The following is a 15,614-nucleotide window of genomic DNA, read 5'->3' as shown; positions in this document are numbered from 1 at the left end:
AAGCGGTTCACCGCATCATGCAAGCCGGAATTACTTGCGCAGGCTTCGACACGGTGAGCGTGGATGTCAATCGCGCGCATCCAGCGCGGGCTGCAGTGCCGGCTCGGCCGGCGATGCCGGTTCATGCCGGCCGTGGTGCGCGGCGGCGGAATGGCCGGGGCGGATCCTGTACCAGATCGCGTACATCGCCGGCAGGAACACGAGCGTGAGGATCGTCCCCGCGAACGTGCCGCCGATCAGTGTGTACGCGAGCGTGCCCCAGAACACCGAATGCGTGAGCGGAATGAACGCGAGCACGGCCGCCATCGCGGTCAGGATCACCGGGCGCGCACGCTGCACGGTCGCTTCGACCACCGCATGGAATGGATCGAGTCCCGCCTGTTCGTTCTGATGGATCTGCCCGATCAGGATCAGCGTGTTGCGCATCAGGATCCCCGATAGCGCGATGAGGCCGACCAGCGCATTGATGCCGAACGGCTGCCCGAACAGGATCAGCGTCGGCACCACGCCAATCAGCCCGAGCGGGCTCGTCATGAACACCATCACCATCGCGGAGATCGATCGCACCTGAAAGATGATGATCACGAGCGTGATCGCCAGCATGATCGGGAACAGCGGCAGCATCGCCTTCGTCGCCTTGCCCGATTCCTCGACGGAGCCGGCTTCCTCGATCCGGTAGCCGTTCGGCAACCGCGCGATGATCGGCTGCAGCTGCTTCGTGATCGCGGCCGAGACGTCGGGCGGCTGCAAGCCGTCGGCGATGTCGCCGCGCACGGTGATGGTCGGCACGCGGTCGCGCCAGCGCATGATCGGTTCCTCCATCCGCACGTCGACCTTGCCGACCTGAGACAGCGGAATGCGCTGCCCGTTCGCGCCGGCGAGCGTGAAGTCGTCGAGCCGCGCCGGGTCGAGCCGCGCATTGCCGCCCGAGCGCGCGATCACCTGCACGGTCCGGATGTCCTCGCGCACCGCGGTGACGGGCACGCCGGTCAACAGGAACTGCAATTGCTGGGCAACCGCGCTGGACGTCAGCCCGACGGCCTGCAGGCGATCCTGCTGCAGCGTGAAGTGCAGCGTCGGCGCGCGCGTGCCCCAGTCGGCATTGACGGTGCGCATCATCGGGCTGCCGTTCATCACGTGCTGCACGTTGGCCGCGATGCCGCGCAGCGTGTCGGGATCGGGACCGGTGACGCGATACGCCACCGGGAACGGCGAATACGGGCCGAACACGAGTTGCGTGACGCGTACGCGCGCTTCTGGCGCGAGCCCGTCGGCGATCGCACGCCGCAGCCGCGCCTTCAGCGCTTCGCGCTCCTCCTGACTGTCCGTGCGGATCACGATCTTCGCGAACGACGGATCGGGCAACTCCGGCCCCATCGCCAGATAGAAGCGCGGCGCGCCCTGGCCGACGTACGCGGTCACGATACGCGCTTCCTTCTGTTTCGCGAGCCATGCTTCGACCTTCGACGTCGCGGCGCTCGTTTGCGAAATCGACGTGCCGTACGGCATCTGCACTTCGATCAGCACCTCGGGGCGATCGGAAATCGGAAAGAACTGCTTCTTGACGATCGCCATCCCGAGGACCGCGAGCACGAACAGGCCGACGACCGAGCCGGCGACGAGCCATTTGCGTGCGATGACGCGCGCGAGCACGCGACGGAAGCGGTTGTAGCGCGGCGTATCGTAGATCCCGTCGTGGCCGCCCTCGATCTTCCCGAACTCGGGCAGCATCTTCACGCCGAGGTACGGCGTGAACACCACGGCGACGACCCACGAGGCGATCAGCGCGATCCCGACGATCCAGAACATGTTGCTGGTGTATTCGCCGGCGGTCGAGCGCGCGAAGCCGTTCGGCATGAAGCCGACCGCGGTGACCAGCGTGCCGGCCAGCATCGGCGCGGCCGTATGGCTCCATGCGTACGCGGACGCGGCCACGCGGCCGTAGCCTTCCTCCATTTTCACGACCATCATTTCGATCGCGATGATCGCGTCGTCGACGAGCAGCCCGAGCGCGAGGATCAGCGAGCCGAGCGTGATGCGGTCGAAGTTCTTGCCGGTGGCGGCCATCACGACGAACACCACGGCGAGCGTCAGCGGCACGGCAGCGGCGACGACGAGGCCCACTCGCCAGCCCATGCTGACGAAGCTCACGAGCATGACGACGAGCAGCGCGGCGAAGAACTTGACCATGAACTCGTCGACGGCGGAGCTGATGTTCACCGACTGGTCGGTGACCTTGGTCACGCTCATGCCGAGCGGCAGCTCCGCATTGATCGCGCGGACTTCGCGGTCGAGCGCGCGGCCGAGATCGAGGCCGTTCCAGCCGTCGCGCATCACGATGCCAAGCAGCAGCGCGGACTCGCCGTTGTTGCGGATCAGGAACGTCGACGGATCCTCGTAGCCGCGCTCGACGGTGGCGATGTCGGACAGTTTCAGCGTGCGGCCCTGCGACACGATCGGCGTGTCGCGGATCTTCTGCAGTTTGTCGAATGCGCCGTCCACGCGAATGAAGATCTCGGGCCCGCGCGTCTCGACGGAGCCGGCCGCCGTCAGCAGGTTTTGGCCGTTGAGCGCGGCGAACACGTCCTGCGGGCTGACGCCGAGCGTCGCGAGCCGCTCGTGCGACAACTGCACGTAGATGCGCTCGGCCTGCTCGCCGAGGATGTCGACCTTCTTCACGCCGGCCACGTGCAGCAGCCGCTGGCGCAACGCCTCGGCGTCGCGCACCAGCAGCCGTTGCGGCTCGCCGCGAGCCTTCAGCGCGAACAGCGCGAACGTGACGTCCGCGTATTCGTCGTTGACCAGCGGCCCGATCACGCCGGCTGGCAGATCGTTCGCCGTATCGCCGATCTTCTTGCGCGCCTGATAGAACTGCTCCTGCACCTCGGACGGCGGCGTGCTGTCGAGCAGCGTCAGCGTCGTGATCGCGAGGCCGGGGCGCGTATACGTTTCGGTACGGTCGTACCAGCGCAGCTCCTGCATGCGCTTTTCGATCTTTTCCGCGACCTGATCGTGCATTTCCTGCGCGGTCGCACCAGGCCATGCGCTGACGATCGTCATCACCTTGATCGTGAACGCCGGGTCTTCCGCACGGCCCAGCTTGAAGAACGACACGAGGCCTGCGAGCGAAATCAGGCAGATCAGGAACAGCGTGATCGCGCGCTCGCGCACGGCGAGTGCCGACAGGTTGAAACGGCGTTCGCTCACGGCCGTGCTCCTTCGTTCGCGGCCGTCGCCACGGTGGCGGCCGGCGCGGACACGCGCACCGCTTCGCCGTCGCGCAGCATCTGCGCGCCGAGCGCGACGACCCGCTCGCCTTGCTTCAGGGCGCCGGATACGCGCGCGCTGTCGTCGTCTACGTGCTCGACCGTAACCGGCCGCCATCCCACCTTCGGAGGCTCTCCGGCGACGACCCACACGCCCGGCCCCTTGCCGGCGTCCAGCAGCGCGCCGATCGGCACTTGCATCGCGCGTTGCGGCGCCGAGCGCGCGTCATCCGGAATGCGGATCGTGACGGTCGCGCCGAGCGGTGCGTCGGCCAGCGCGCCTTGAAGCACGTAGCGCGCTTCAAACGTGCGCGTTCGCGCGTCCGCGGTGTCGGACAACTGACGCAGCGCCGCGGGCACGCTCACGCCCGGCTTACCGAACAGCTCGGCCTGCGCGACCGATCCGATCGCGGGGCGCAGGGTTTCCGGCAGCTGGATTGCGGCCTCGCGGCTGCCGGCGTGCGCGAGCCGCACCACCGGCTGCCCGGCGCTGACGACCTGGCCGGGTTCCGCGAGCGTTTCCATCACGACGCCGTCACCGTCCGCGACGAGTTCCGCATAGCCGGTCGCGTTGCGCGCGACGTCGGCGTCGGCCTCGGCGGCGCTCAGTTGCGCTCTCGCCGCATCGGCCGCGGCCTTGACCTGGTCGTAGGCCGACGCCGATATCGCGCCGGTGCCGCGCAGGTCGCGGTAGCGCGCTTCGTCTTCGGCGGTTTGCCGCGCGCGGGCCCGTGCGGCGGCCACGGCCTCGTCGCGTGCGCGCGCCGCGAGTTTCAGGTCGACGGGATCGATCCGCATCAGCGGCTGGCCGCGCCGGACGGTCTGCCCGGTGTCGACCAGGCGCGCCAGCACCTTGCCGGACACCCGGAACCCGAGGTCGCTTTGCACGCGGGCGGCGACGGTGCCGGTAAAGGCGCGCGATGCGGGAGCCGACACCTGCACGACGGCGGTACGCACGAGCGGCGCTTCGGTGCGCGGATCGGACGGCGCTTTTCCGCTGCAGGCGGCTAGCGCGACGGGCAGTGCGGACGCGGTTGCGAGGACAAGAAGAGGGCGACGCCGGACCATGAAAGACCCACTGACGAAGTGATCGGGGCTTTCATTGTGGTTCTTGTGACCAAATGAGTCAATGGTCACACGCGGGGCCGGTTCAGGGGGCGAGGCTGCGCAGCACGAGGCTCGACAATTGGGCAGGCGCGGCGTCGGTCGTGTCGAGGTTGTATTGCAGCAGCAGCGGATTCAGGTACGGCCGCATCACCAGGTAGATCGCCGTCGCGGCTTCGTCCAGCGGCGTCTTGCGCTCGAACTCGCCGCCTTGCCGGCCTTCCTGCAGCACGTCCTGCAGCAATTGCTGCACGCGCGCCTCGTAGGCCTGCACCGACTGCCAGTTTTCGGTGGCGGCCGACGCGGCGATGTCGTACAGCTTGCGGTCGCGGAAGAACAACCGCAGGCTCGCTTCGGTGGAGACCTTGAACATCCGCCGCAGTTTTTCGGTGGGCCGCTCGGCGCCGGCAACGGCCGCGCGCACCTCCGTCTCGATCTCGCGCAGGCAGTTCGCGCAGATCATCTCGCCGATCGCCTGCTTCGACTCGAAGAACTTGTAAATGTAGGCCTTCGAGAAGCCGATCGCCTTCGCCAGGTCGGACACGGTCGTCTTTTCATAGCCGTACCGGCTGAAGTGCTCGGTGGCCGCGACGACGATCTGATCCCGCACGTCGTGGTCGGCCGGCCCGCGCGCGGGGGCGTCGGAAGGAAGGTTTTTTTTCATGAGCTGCAGCTGACAGGAATGGACAACGAGTGACCATTTGGTATTATAGTCACTACCGTGTTCGTGCTAAAAACCGTCATGCTACCCAAACCCATCGTTGCCGCGGTGCTTGCCGCGATCCTGTCGGCCGGGTGTGCCGTCGGCCCCGATTACGTGCGGCCGGACGTCGCGATGCCGCAGCGGTTCCACGGCCAGAGCGCGGTCGATCAACGCCGTGCGGCTGCGGAAGCCGACCTCGCGGCGTGGTGGGCCGCCTTCGGCGATCCGCAGATGACGCGCTTCATCACGCTGGCGCTCGCGCAGAACCTCGATCTCGCGCAGGCTGCGGCGCGTGTCGAGCAAGCGCGCGCGGGGCTCGGCGCGGCGAATGCGGCGCTGCTGCCGTCGGGCAGCGTGAGCGGGCAGGCCGCGCGCGTGTACCAGTCGGTCGAAACGCCATTGGGGCGGGTGTTGAACGCGACGCCCGGGTTCGATCGCCACGGCAACGACTACGAGGCCGATCTCGACGCGAGCTGGGAGCTGGACCTGTTTGGCGGATTGCGCCGCGGCCGCGAAGCAGCACTCGCCGACTATCAGGCATCCGAAGCGGCGGCGGTCGCGACGCGGCTCGCCGTCGCCGCACAAACCGCGGACACCTACATCACGATCCGCGGGCTGCAGGGCCGGCTGAAGGTCGCGCGGCATCAGGTGCAGACCGAGCAGGATCTGCTGTCGACCATCAATCTGCTGTATGGAAAGGGGCTCGCGGCGGAGCTGCAGGTCAGGCAGGCCGAAGGCGCGCTCGCGCAGGTGCGCGCGACGGTGCCGGTGCTCGAAGCGGCGCTCGACGCGGCGATGAACGCGCTCGACGTGATGCTCGGGTCGCAGCCCGGCACGCATCGCGCCGAACTGCGCGCCGACGGCGACGTGCCGGCGGCGCCGGGAATCGCGGCGACGGGCACGCCCGGCGAACTGCTCACGCGCAGGCCCGACCTGATCGCCGCCGAGCGGCGCGTGGCGGCGTCGAATGCGCGCATTGGCGTGGCGATCGCCGAGTACTACCCGAAGCTCTCGCTGAGCGGATTGCTCGGCAGCGCGACGACGATGGGTGCGGGCAATCTCTTCGCAGGCGGCGCGAACCAGGCTGCGGGCGTGCTCGGCCTGCGCTGGCGCCTGTTCGATTTCGGCCGGATCAACGCGCAGATCGCGCAGGCGAAAGGGCAGGATGCCGAAATGCTGGCTGCGTACCGGCTCGCGGCGCTGCACGCCACCGAGGATGTCGAAAACGCGTTATCGGCGCTCGTCAAACGCGACGAACAGGCAGCCGTGCTCGCCGACGGTGTAGCGTCGCTCGGCCGTGCGCGGGCCGCATCGTTCGCGGCGTACCAGAAAGGTGTCGTCAGCCTGATCGAAGTGTTGCAGGCCGACGAAAGCTTGCTGCGCGCGTCCGACCAGCGCGTGCAGGCACAAACCGAATCCGCGCGCGCGGCCGTGGCCGCGTTCAAGGCGCTCGGCGGCGGCTGGCAGCCGCCGGCAACCGAGGCTGTTGCGAGCCGGTAACGGGTGCGCGGATCGGCGTCGGCGCGCAAGCGGTGAAAAGCCACATGGAGAGATGCGGCGCCGATTTCGTCGGGTGTGGCGCGGGGCCAAACATGAGCTGCGGTGCAGACGTTCGTCGTCCGCGCACCCTCCGGGTCCCGATGTCGCGCTCGCGCGCCGGTACCCACGCCTCCCGGTCGTTCGGCTCGTCGAATCCGGTCGAGTCGCGACGCTATCACTGATTCGGGAATGCCGCGGACGGCACCAGGCATGCATTCCACCGACGGGGCGCAGCGTACACGCAGCCGGTCCGGCAGTGCACCGGCTACGCCGCTATCGATGAATCTCCGTCCGCAACCGCCTTACATCCTGTTCCGACACCGGCGCGGCGCGATTGCTCCATGCGCCGCGCACATAGCTGACGACCGCCGCGATCTCGCTGCTCGTCAGCGCGCCGCGCATCGCGGGCATCCGCCGCACCGGCCCGTCCGAACCCGGCGCCGGCCGCGCGCCTTCCACCACGATCCGGATCACGCTCGTCGGATCCGCGGCGAGCACGACCGAATTGCCGACCAGCGGCGGCCCGTGATCGCGCACGCCGGTGCCGTCCGCGCCATGGCATCGCGCGCAAAACCCCGCATACACGCCGGCCCCCGGCGCCTGCTGGCCGCCTTCCGGGCGCGGCCCGGCGGGCGTCAGCCGCGCCACCCCGATGCCGAGCGGATTGGTCGCGGCAGTCGGTTGCGCGGGCAACGATTTGAGGTACACGGCAATCGCGTGGCGGTCGGCATCGGTCAGCAATGCCGTGCTCTCGCCGACGACCGGCCCCATCGCGCCGAACACGTAGCCGCGCACCGCATGGCCGCTGCGCAGGAACGCGGCGACGTCGTCGACGCTCCAGCGGCCGAGGCCGTCCTGGTCCGCGCCGGTCAGGTTCGGCGCGAACCAGTGATCGTTGACGCCGCCGGTCAGGAATGCCGCGCTGTGCTCGTCGTAGCCGCGCTCGTTGTACGCCGGCCCGCGCGGCGTGTGGCACGCGCCGCAGTGACCGAGCCCCTGCACGAGATACGCGCCGCGATTCCATTCCGACGATCGCGACGGCTGCGGCACGAAACGGTCGCGGTTCGCGAACGCGAGACTCCACAACCCGAGCGCCCAGCGCTGGTTGAACGGAAACGGCAACTGCGTGAGCCTGGCCGCGTTCGCGGACGGCGCGACGCCGCGCATGAAGTAAGCATAGAGCGCGCGCACGTCGTCGTCGGTCATGCGCGCGAACGACGGATACGGCATCGCCGGATACAGGCGGCTGCCGTCCGCGCGCACGCCGCGCCGCACGGCATCGTCGAATTCGCGCAGCGTGTAGTTGCCGATCCCGTGCGTGCGGTCCGGCGTGATGTTCGGCGCATAGATCGGCCCGAACGGCGAATTCACCGGCTGGCCGCCCGCGTACGGCGTGTGATCGGCCGCGTCGTGACACGCCGAGCAGTCGCCGGCGAGCGCCAGGTAGCGGCCGCGCGCGATCGCCGCGGCGTCCGCGCTCGCGGCGGCAGCGGCCACGACCGGACGCCGCGCGGCCGCGGCGGACGACGCATCGGGCGGCGCGGCCGTCGCAGCCGTCGCGGCAGGCGATGCGGCCAGCCGCGAATCGCCGTTGACGCGTGCCGACATCGACCCACCGGTATCGGCTGCCGACGCGCGAATCCGCACGAAGCGCCAGCCCGATGCGGGCTCGGGCGCTTCCGCCTGCGACGCGGCGTCGGCCGTATCGCCGGCAGACGTCGCGCGATCGTCGTCGTGCGCGTCGCATGCGGCAAGTGCGGCGCACAGCGCGAGCGCGAGCGCAATGCCCGCGCCGCGACGCGTGCTCGGGCGCGTACCGGATCCGGTCATCGCCATGGACTGCAAGGCCCCACGAAAGCGGTGACGATCCCCGTGAATGCGAGGCCGATGACGAAGCCCGCCGCGGCTAGCATCCCGCAGCGGGCGAGGAATCGCGTGCTGTCGTCGCGCGTCGAGGCCTGCGTGTTCGCATCATGCGCGCTTTGCCACGTGCGCGCGAGCCATGCGGCGAACGCGGCCGCCAGCGCGAACGTGCCCGCGGCGATCAGCGCCAGCCACACGCCGACGTGCGACCAGCGCGGCACGGCCTGCGCGACGCCGAGCGGATAGCACGCGGTCGACGCGAGCGTCTCCGACGCGAGCATCTGCGCGAACCACAGCGCGGGTGCGCCGATCAGTCCGGCCGCGATCGCGAGCAACGGAGTCCACGCGTGTCGTGTGCCGTTCATCGCGCGCTCCTGAGCCAGTACGGCGACACGTACAGCGCGGTGAAGATGAACAGCCACACGAGATCGACGAAGTGCCAGTAGAGCCCGCCGACGGTGAGCGCGACGCGCCGTTCGCGACCGAAGAAGCCGGCGGCGGTCCAGCCCGCGAGCAGCGCAAGGATCACGAGGCCGGCCGCCACGTGCGCAAGGTGAAAGCCGGTGATCGTGAAGTACAGGCTGCCGTAAAGGTGCGCGGTCGGCCCGTACGGATGGTCGCGCCATTCGTGCAACTGCACGAGCGTGAACGCGATGCCGAGCACCAGCGCGACGGCGAGCGCGCCCACCGCATGCGGCCGCTTGCCGGCGCGCACCGCGCGCTCGGCGAGCCACACGAACACGCTGCTCGACAGCAGCACGGCCGTGTTGCCCGCGGCGAGGCCGATCTTCGGCATGCCTTCCGGCGGCCAAGGTGCGGCCGATTGCGACTGCAGGTAGAAGTAGCAGAACAGCAGATAGCCGAACAGTCCCGCCTCGGTGACGATCAGCGTCAGCACGCCCCACCAGCCGCCCGCGCGCTCGCCGCAACTGCCGACCGGCAGCGGTTCGATGCACGCCGCCGGCGCGGCTGCCGGCAGCGCGGGCGATGGCGCTTCGTCCGGATGCGGGAAGGCCCGGGCCGACGGCGCCTGCGTGTCCTCGCGACCGGCCGGCCGCGCACGCTGCCCGAGCGTGTGGCGCGGCCACAGCCACACGGTGGTCGCGATCGCGCAGCCGGCCGTGGCCGCGCAGACGAGCGACGGCGAACGCACGAGCATCGCCGCGAACAAGGCGGTGGCGGCGAGCGCGAGCACGAAGGGCACGCAGGTGTCGTCCGGCATCTTCAGGATTGCGCTCGGCTTCGCGGCGAGCGGCGTGACCGCGAGCGCTTCGCGGCCGTCGGCAAGCCGGTAGCCGGCCCGCAGCCTCGTGCGTTGCGGATCGTCGTGGGTTTCCCACAGCGGATGCCGCGACGCGACGAGCGGCAGCACCGCGAAGTTGTATGCGGGCGCGGGCGACGCGACCGACCATTCGAGGCCGGGCGCGCCCCACGGATTCGCGCCGACGCGCGCGCCGCGCCGCGCGCTGACGAGCGCGTTGACGACGAACATCACGATGCCGATGCCGAAAACGAACGAGCCGACGGTGGTTAGCAGGTTCGACGTGTCCCAGCCCATCCCGGCAGGATACGTATAGATGCGGCGCGGCATGCCGAGCAGCCCGGAGATGTGCATCGGAAAGAAGCCGACGTTGAAGCCCGCGAGCACGACCCAGAACGTCAGCTTGCCTAACCGCTCGTTCATCATTCGTCCGGTGAACTTCGGGAACCAGTACGTGATGCCGCCGAGCACCGGAAACACGTTGATGCCGAGCAGCACGTAATGCAGGTGTGCGACGACGAAGTACGTATCGGTCAGCTGCCAGTCGAGCGGCACCGCGGCGGTCATCACGCCGGACACGCCGCCGATCACGAACATCAGCACGAAGCCCGCGAAATACAGGAACGGCGTGCGGAACACCGGGCGCCCGGTCCAGATCGTCGCAATCCATGCGAACACAGCGACCGCGCTCGGGATCGAGATCAGCATGCTCGCCGCGCCGAAGAACGCGAGCGCGAGCGGCGCGATGCCGGTTGCGAACATGTGGTGAACCCACACCTCGAAGCCGATCAGCATCGTCGCGACCGTCGACACCGCGACCGCCTCGTACGCGACGAGCGGCCGCCGGCAGAAGGTCGGCAGCGCGTCGGACACGATCCCCATCGCCGGCAGCACGACCACGTAGACCCACGGATGCGCGAACATCCAGAACAGGTGCTGCCACAGCAGCGGCCGCCCGCCGTTCGCGACGTCGAAGAAGTGCGTGCCGGCATTGCGGTCGAGCCACAGCAGGAAAAAGGCGAGACTGACCGCCGGGACGGCGAGGAGGTTCGCCACGGACGCAGTCAGCGTGCCCCACACGATAATCGGCAGCCGGTCGATCGACATTCCGTGCGCGCGCATCCGCAGCAGCGTGACGACGAAGTTCGCGGCGCCGCCGGTCGTCGAGATGCCGAGCAGGATCATCCCGAGCGCGTAGATGTCGATGTTCGCGCCGGCACTGTAGTCGAGTGACGTGAGCGGCACGTAATTGAACCACCCGCCGTCGGGCACCGCGCCGAGCGGAAAGCTCGCGTACAGGAACAGCCCGGCGAACAGGAACGCCCAGTACGAAAATGCGTTCAGGCGCGGGAACGCCATGTCGCGCGAGCCCAGCATCAGTGGCCACAGGTAGTTCGCGAAACCCGACAGCACCGGCAGCGCGTACAGGAAAATCATCGTGACGCCGTGCATCGTAAACAGCGAGTCGTATTGCGCGGGCGTGAGCACGGTCGCATTGGGCCGCGCGAGCTGGACGCGCATCACCAGCGCCTCGACGCCGCCGAGCAGCAGGAATGCGAACGCGGTGACGATGTAGCGCAGCCCGATGCGCTTGTGGTCGACCGTGCCGAGCCAGCCGCGCCAGCCGGGCTCCGATTCCCACAGCGCGGCGAGTTCGCGCTCGTGCGCGGAGCCCGGCGGCGCTTCGCCGAGCTCCGGCACGCGGCTGAGCGGCGTGGGCGTGTCGTGCGCAACGGCCATCGTCATCCTCCGTTCAGTGCAGCGTGGCGAGATACGCGGCGAGATCGTCGGCGTCGCGCGGCGCGAGCGCGAACGACGGCATCAGCGTCCGCGGCTTGATCTGCTGCGCCTGTGCGATCCAGCGCCGCAGGTTGTCGGGCGTGTTGTCGAGCGTGCCGGCGGCGAGCAGCCGGCGCGAGCCGAGATGCGTCAGGTCCGGGCCGGCGTCGCCCGCCGCGTCGGTGCCGCGCACCGTGTGGCAGCCCGCGCAGCGCGCGGCGAATACGCGCTGGCCGCGCCGTTCGGCGCCGGCTGCCGGAGCCGGCGGCGGTTGCCGCTGGGCGGCGAGCCACGCGCGAAACGCATCGGGCGACTCGGCCACCACTTCGAACGCCATGTGCGCATGCTGCGCGCCGCAGTATTGCGAGCATTGCCCGCGATAGACGCCGGCGCGATCGGCCTGCAGCCACTGATGGTTGGTCTGGCCGGGGATCGTCTGCGTCTTGCCGGCCAGTTGCGGCACCCAGAATGCGTGGATCACGTCGGCGCTCTTCAGGTCGATCGCGACCGGCTCGCCGACGGGAACATGAATCTCGTTCGCGGTGACGAACGCGGCGCCGCCTGCGTCGTCCGGATAGCGGACCGACCACCACCAGTCGTGTGCGGTCACGACGATCGTCAGCGCGGGCGCGCGCGGCGGAGACGCGACCGCGCCGAGTACGCGCAGCATGTACACCAGCGCGCCGAACAGCAGCACGATCGAGATCGCGGTTCCGACCGTCACGATCGTCAGCCCGCTGCCGTGGCCGCCGCCCGGCTGCGCGCGGCGGCGAAACAGCGCGATCAGCAGCAGCACCGCGATCGCGACGCACACGAACGTGCATAGCGCAAGCAGCGCCCAGCCCAGCACGAACACCGGCCGCGCAGCGGGGCCCGCCGCATGCGCGACGTATGCGAGCGGCAACGGGCCGGCCGGGGCGCTCGACGGATCGGACACGGACACTGACGCGGCGTGCGCGAGCGCCGGCGCGACGGTGCACGCGGCGACGGCGCTGCAAACCATACGATGTGCTTTCAGGAACGGCGGGGCGCGCAATACGACTCCTTGCCGGATTCGACGACATGACTACAAACCGTTCGTCGCGCAGCAAATTTCGTGCGTGCGCGGCACGAACGCGACGGGCGCCGCCACTGAAGACGCGGCGCGGCGCGTTACAGCGCGCTTGTAAATCCGGGGGGCGGTTGGGCCGAACGGGTGGATCGCTTGTCCGTCCTGCTGTGCGGTACGTCGCTTGCTCGGGTCGATCGCGTTCCGGCGCGCAGATCCGTGGCCGCCTCGGCGGCGCGCCGGCCTTGACCGAAAATCCGGAGGAATCGACCGTGAAGACCGTCGCGATTACCGGCGCGAGCGCCGGCGTCGGCCGCGCGACTGCCCATGCGTTCGCGCGCCTTGGTGTCAACGTCGCGCTGCTTGCACGCGATTCGGGGGCGCTGGAGGACGCCGCGAGCGAAGTGCGCGCCTATGGCGTCGACGCGCTGCCCGTCGCCGTGGACGTCAGCGACGCGGCGGCGCTCGATGCGGCAGCCGAACGTATCGAGCGCGAACTCGGCCCGCTCGACGTGTGGGTCAACAATGCGATGGTGACGGTGTTCGCGCCGTTCGACGAGATCTCCCCGGAAGACTATGCGCGCGTGACCGACGTTACCTATCTGGGCTGCGTCAACGGCACGCGCGCCGCGCTCGCTCGGATGGTCGCGCGCAATCGCGGCACGATCGTGCAGGTCGGCTCCGCACTCGCATACCGGTCGATTCCGCTGCAGGCGCCGTACTGCGGCGCAAAGCACGCGATCCGCGGCTTCACCGACGCGCTCCGTTGCGAGCTTCTGCATGCGCGCAGCCGCGTGCGCGTGACGATGGTGCAGTTGCCCGCGATCGATACGCCGCAGTTCGACTGGGCCGAATCGAAGTTGCCGCACGAACCGCGCCCGGTCGCACCCGTCTACGCGCCGGAAGTCGCGGCCGACGCGATCGTCGACGCCGCACGGCATCCGGGCCGCGAGCGCTGGGTGGGCTGGTCGTCGCTGGCCGCGATCGTCGCGAATGCGCTCGCGCCCGCCTGTTTCGACCGCTATCTCGCATATACGGCCGTGCGCGGCCAGCAACGCAAGACGCTCGCCGGCCCGCGCGAGTCGAACCTGTGGCGTACGGTGCCGGGCCGTCATGCGACGCGCGGCGCGTTCGGGGCCGAAGCACGCCGCACCGGCGCGGACGCCGGGCTCGGCACAACCCGCGCGCTCGCGTATGGCGCGATTGCCGCGATGCTCGCCGCCGCGTGGGTCGCCGCGCGCAAGATCGACCGGTGAGCGCGATGCGCATCGAGGACCACGCGCTGATCGGCGACGGCCGCAGCGCCGCGCTTGTCGCGCTCGACGGCAGCATCGACTGGCTGTGCTGGCCGGACTTCGATTCGCCGCCATGCTTCGCCGCGCTTGTCGGCACGCCGGACAACGGTTGTTTTCGCATCGCGCCGCACGAGCCGGCCGCGCGGGCGACGCGCCGCTATCTGCCCGGCACCGCGGTGCTCGAAACGCGCTTCGAAACCGCGTCCGGGTGCATCGTGGTCACTGACTGGATGAGCTGGAACGCGCCCGATCCGTGCCTGATCCGCAGCGTGAGCGGCGAGCGCGGGACGGTCGACATCGACGTCGATCTCGGCGTGCGCTTCGACTACGGCAGCGCGTTGCCGTGGTGCCGCCGCTTGGGCCGTCGTTGGCGGATGATGACGGGCGGCGACGCGATGTGGCTCGACACCGACGCGAAGCTCGACGTGCGGAGCGACCGGCTCGTCGGCACGCACCAGGTCGCGGCGGGCGCACGCGTCGATTTCTGCATCAGCTACGCGCGCTCGTTCGACCAGCCGCCGGCCGTGCCCGATCCGCATGCGTCGCTGCGCGACACGCACGCGTTCTGGCGCGTCTGGTCCGATTGCAACGCCGCCCGAGGCCCGTATCGCGACGCGATCGAGCGCGCGTTGATCACGGTCAGGCTGTTGTCGAGCGTGCGCACCGGCGGGATCGTCGCCGCGCCCACCAGTTCGCTGCCCGAGCGCTTCGGCGGCGAGCGCAACTGGGATTACCGGTTCTGCTGGTTGCGCGACGCGAGCTTCACGCTGCGCGCGCTGGTGCGCTGCGGCTACCGCGACGAGGCCGCGAAGTGGCGCGACTGGCTGGTGCGCGCGATCGCCGATCATCCGTCGCAGCTGCAGGTGCTGTACGCGGCCGACGGCGGCCGCCGCGCGGCGGAGTGGCGCGCCGAGCACCTCGCCGGATACGAAGGCGCGCGGCCGGTGCGCTTCGGCAACGCGGCGGCCAACCAGTTGCAGCTCGACGTGTACGGCGAGGTGCTCGGCGCGCTGTACCAGGCGCGCCGGCACGGCCTGCCGCCCGACGACGACGCGTGGATGCTCGAACGGCGCCTGCTCGAACATCTCGCGACGATCTGGCGCGAGCCGGACGAAGGCATCTGGGAAGTGCGCAGCGGCCGGCACCGGTTTACGTCGTCGAAGGTGATGGTGTGGACCGCCGTCGAAAGCGCATATCGCTCCGCGCAGACGTTCGGCCATCATGCGCCGCTCGACGTGTGGCGGCGCTGGGCCGACGCGGTGCGCGCCGACGTGCTGGCGCGCGGCTACCACGCGAAGCTCGGCCGCTTCGTCGACCGCTACGACGGCGACGGGCTCGACGTGAGCCTGTTGCTGATTCCGCTGACGGGGATGCTCGATGCGTCCGACCCGCGCGTCGTTGCGACGGTTGCCGCGATCGAGCGGGAGCTGATGGAGGACGGCCTGCCGTTCCGCTATCGGCCGCAACATTTCGCGGACGGCTGCGAGGGCGACGAGGGCGCGTTCGTCGCGGCCGGTTTCTGGCTCACGCAGGTTTACCGGATGCAGGGCCGCGACGACGATGCGCATGCGCAGTTCGAGCGGCTGCTGCGGCTGCGCAACGACGTCGGGCTGCTGGCGGAGGAGTACGACCTGCATGCGCGGCGCATGTGCGGGAATTTTCCGTTCACGCTCGCACACGTCGGGCTCGTGAACGCGGCGCTCGCGTTGCAGGGCGACGGCCGCGACGACGTCGATATCGGCTGACGCGCCGGCTC

The 15,614-nt window shown here is 69.7% G+C and carries 10 protein-coding genes; 3 read left to right on the top strand and 7 right to left on the bottom strand.

Features of this window, described 5'->3' with window-relative positions; all coding sequences use genetic code 11:
• Positions 1–66: 66 nt before the first annotated feature.
• The 3 genes from WK25_RS16330 to WK25_RS16320 all read right to left on the bottom strand — a co-directional run bounded on the left by WK25_RS16330 (position 67) and on the right by WK25_RS16320 (position 5,034).
• Positions 67–3,207, bottom strand: coding sequence for an efflux RND transporter permease subunit (locus WK25_RS16330; RefSeq protein ID WP_069242113.1), 3,141 nt, complete (start codon positions 3,205–3,207; stop codon positions 67–69).
• Positions 3,204–4,334 carry an efflux RND transporter periplasmic adaptor subunit gene (locus WK25_RS16325; RefSeq protein ID WP_069242112.1) on the bottom strand — a complete coding sequence of 377 codons (1,131 nt, stop codon included), beginning with the start codon at positions 4,332–4,334 and terminating at the stop codon, positions 3,204–3,206. The genes WK25_RS16330 and WK25_RS16325 overlap by 4 nt, the downstream gene beginning before the upstream one ends.
• Positions 4,335–4,416: 82 nt before the next feature.
• Positions 4,417–5,034, bottom strand: coding sequence for a TetR/AcrR family transcriptional regulator (locus WK25_RS16320; RefSeq protein ID WP_069242111.1), 618 nt, complete (start codon positions 5,032–5,034; stop codon positions 4,417–4,419).
• Between the two features lie 78 nt (positions 5,035–5,112).
• On the opposite strand from WK25_RS16320, the gene WK25_RS16315 reads away from it, so the two are divergent.
• Positions 5,113–6,573: an efflux transporter outer membrane subunit gene (locus tag WK25_RS16315; RefSeq protein ID WP_069242110.1), complete on the top strand. Its 1,461-nt coding sequence runs from the start codon at positions 5,113–5,115 to the stop codon at positions 6,571–6,573.
• A gap of 312 nt (positions 6,574–6,885) precedes the next feature.
• Here WK25_RS16315 and WK25_RS16310 read toward each other — a convergent pair whose 3' ends face one another.
• From WK25_RS16310 to coxB, 4 genes are read right to left on the bottom strand one after another with little or no spacing between them, the layout of a single operon-like run.
• Entirely contained in the window at positions 6,886–8,442 is a 1,557-nt protein-coding gene (locus tag WK25_RS16310) for a c-type cytochrome (protein WP_226209010.1), read from the bottom strand.
• Positions 8,439–8,840 carry a cytochrome C oxidase subunit I gene (locus tag WK25_RS16305; RefSeq protein ID WP_069242108.1) on the bottom strand — a complete coding sequence of 134 codons (402 nt, stop codon included), beginning with the start codon at positions 8,838–8,840 and terminating at the stop codon, positions 8,439–8,441. The genes WK25_RS16310 and WK25_RS16305 overlap by 4 nt, the downstream gene beginning before the upstream one ends.
• Positions 8,837–11,476, bottom strand: a complete 2,640-nt coding sequence (gene ctaD / locus WK25_RS16300) for a cytochrome c oxidase subunit I (protein WP_069242434.1) — start codon at positions 11,474–11,476, stop codon at positions 8,837–8,839. Before ctaD ends, WK25_RS16305 begins: the two co-directional genes overlap by 4 nt.
• Positions 11,477–11,489: 13 nt before the next feature.
• Complete coding sequence (coxB, locus tag WK25_RS16295) at positions 11,490–12,518, bottom strand: cytochrome c oxidase subunit II (protein ID WP_038570296.1); 1,029 nt, start codon at positions 12,516–12,518, stop codon at positions 11,490–11,492.
• Between the two features lie 317 nt (positions 12,519–12,835).
• Here coxB and WK25_RS16290 point away from each other — a divergent pair, with 317 nt between their 5' ends.
• Both WK25_RS16290 and WK25_RS16285 read left to right on the top strand, forming a co-directional pair.
• Positions 12,836–13,819 carry an SDR family oxidoreductase gene (locus WK25_RS16290; protein ID WP_069242433.1) on the top strand — a complete coding sequence of 328 codons (984 nt, stop codon included), beginning with the start codon at positions 12,836–12,838 and terminating at the stop codon, positions 13,817–13,819.
• Between the two features lie 5 nt (positions 13,820–13,824).
• A complete protein-coding gene (locus WK25_RS16285; protein ID WP_059545855.1) occupies positions 13,825–15,603 on the top strand; it encodes a glycoside hydrolase family 15 protein in 1,779 nt (592 codons plus the stop codon).
• Positions 15,604–15,614: the final 11 nt, after the last annotated feature.

This window comes from Burkholderia latens, from assembly GCF_001718795.1.
GTDB classification, from domain to species: domain Bacteria; phylum Pseudomonadota; class Gammaproteobacteria; order Burkholderiales; family Burkholderiaceae; genus Burkholderia; species Burkholderia latens_A.
The sequence above is the reverse complement of the archived record's forward strand: the minus strand, read 5'-3'. Positions and strand labels throughout refer to the sequence as shown.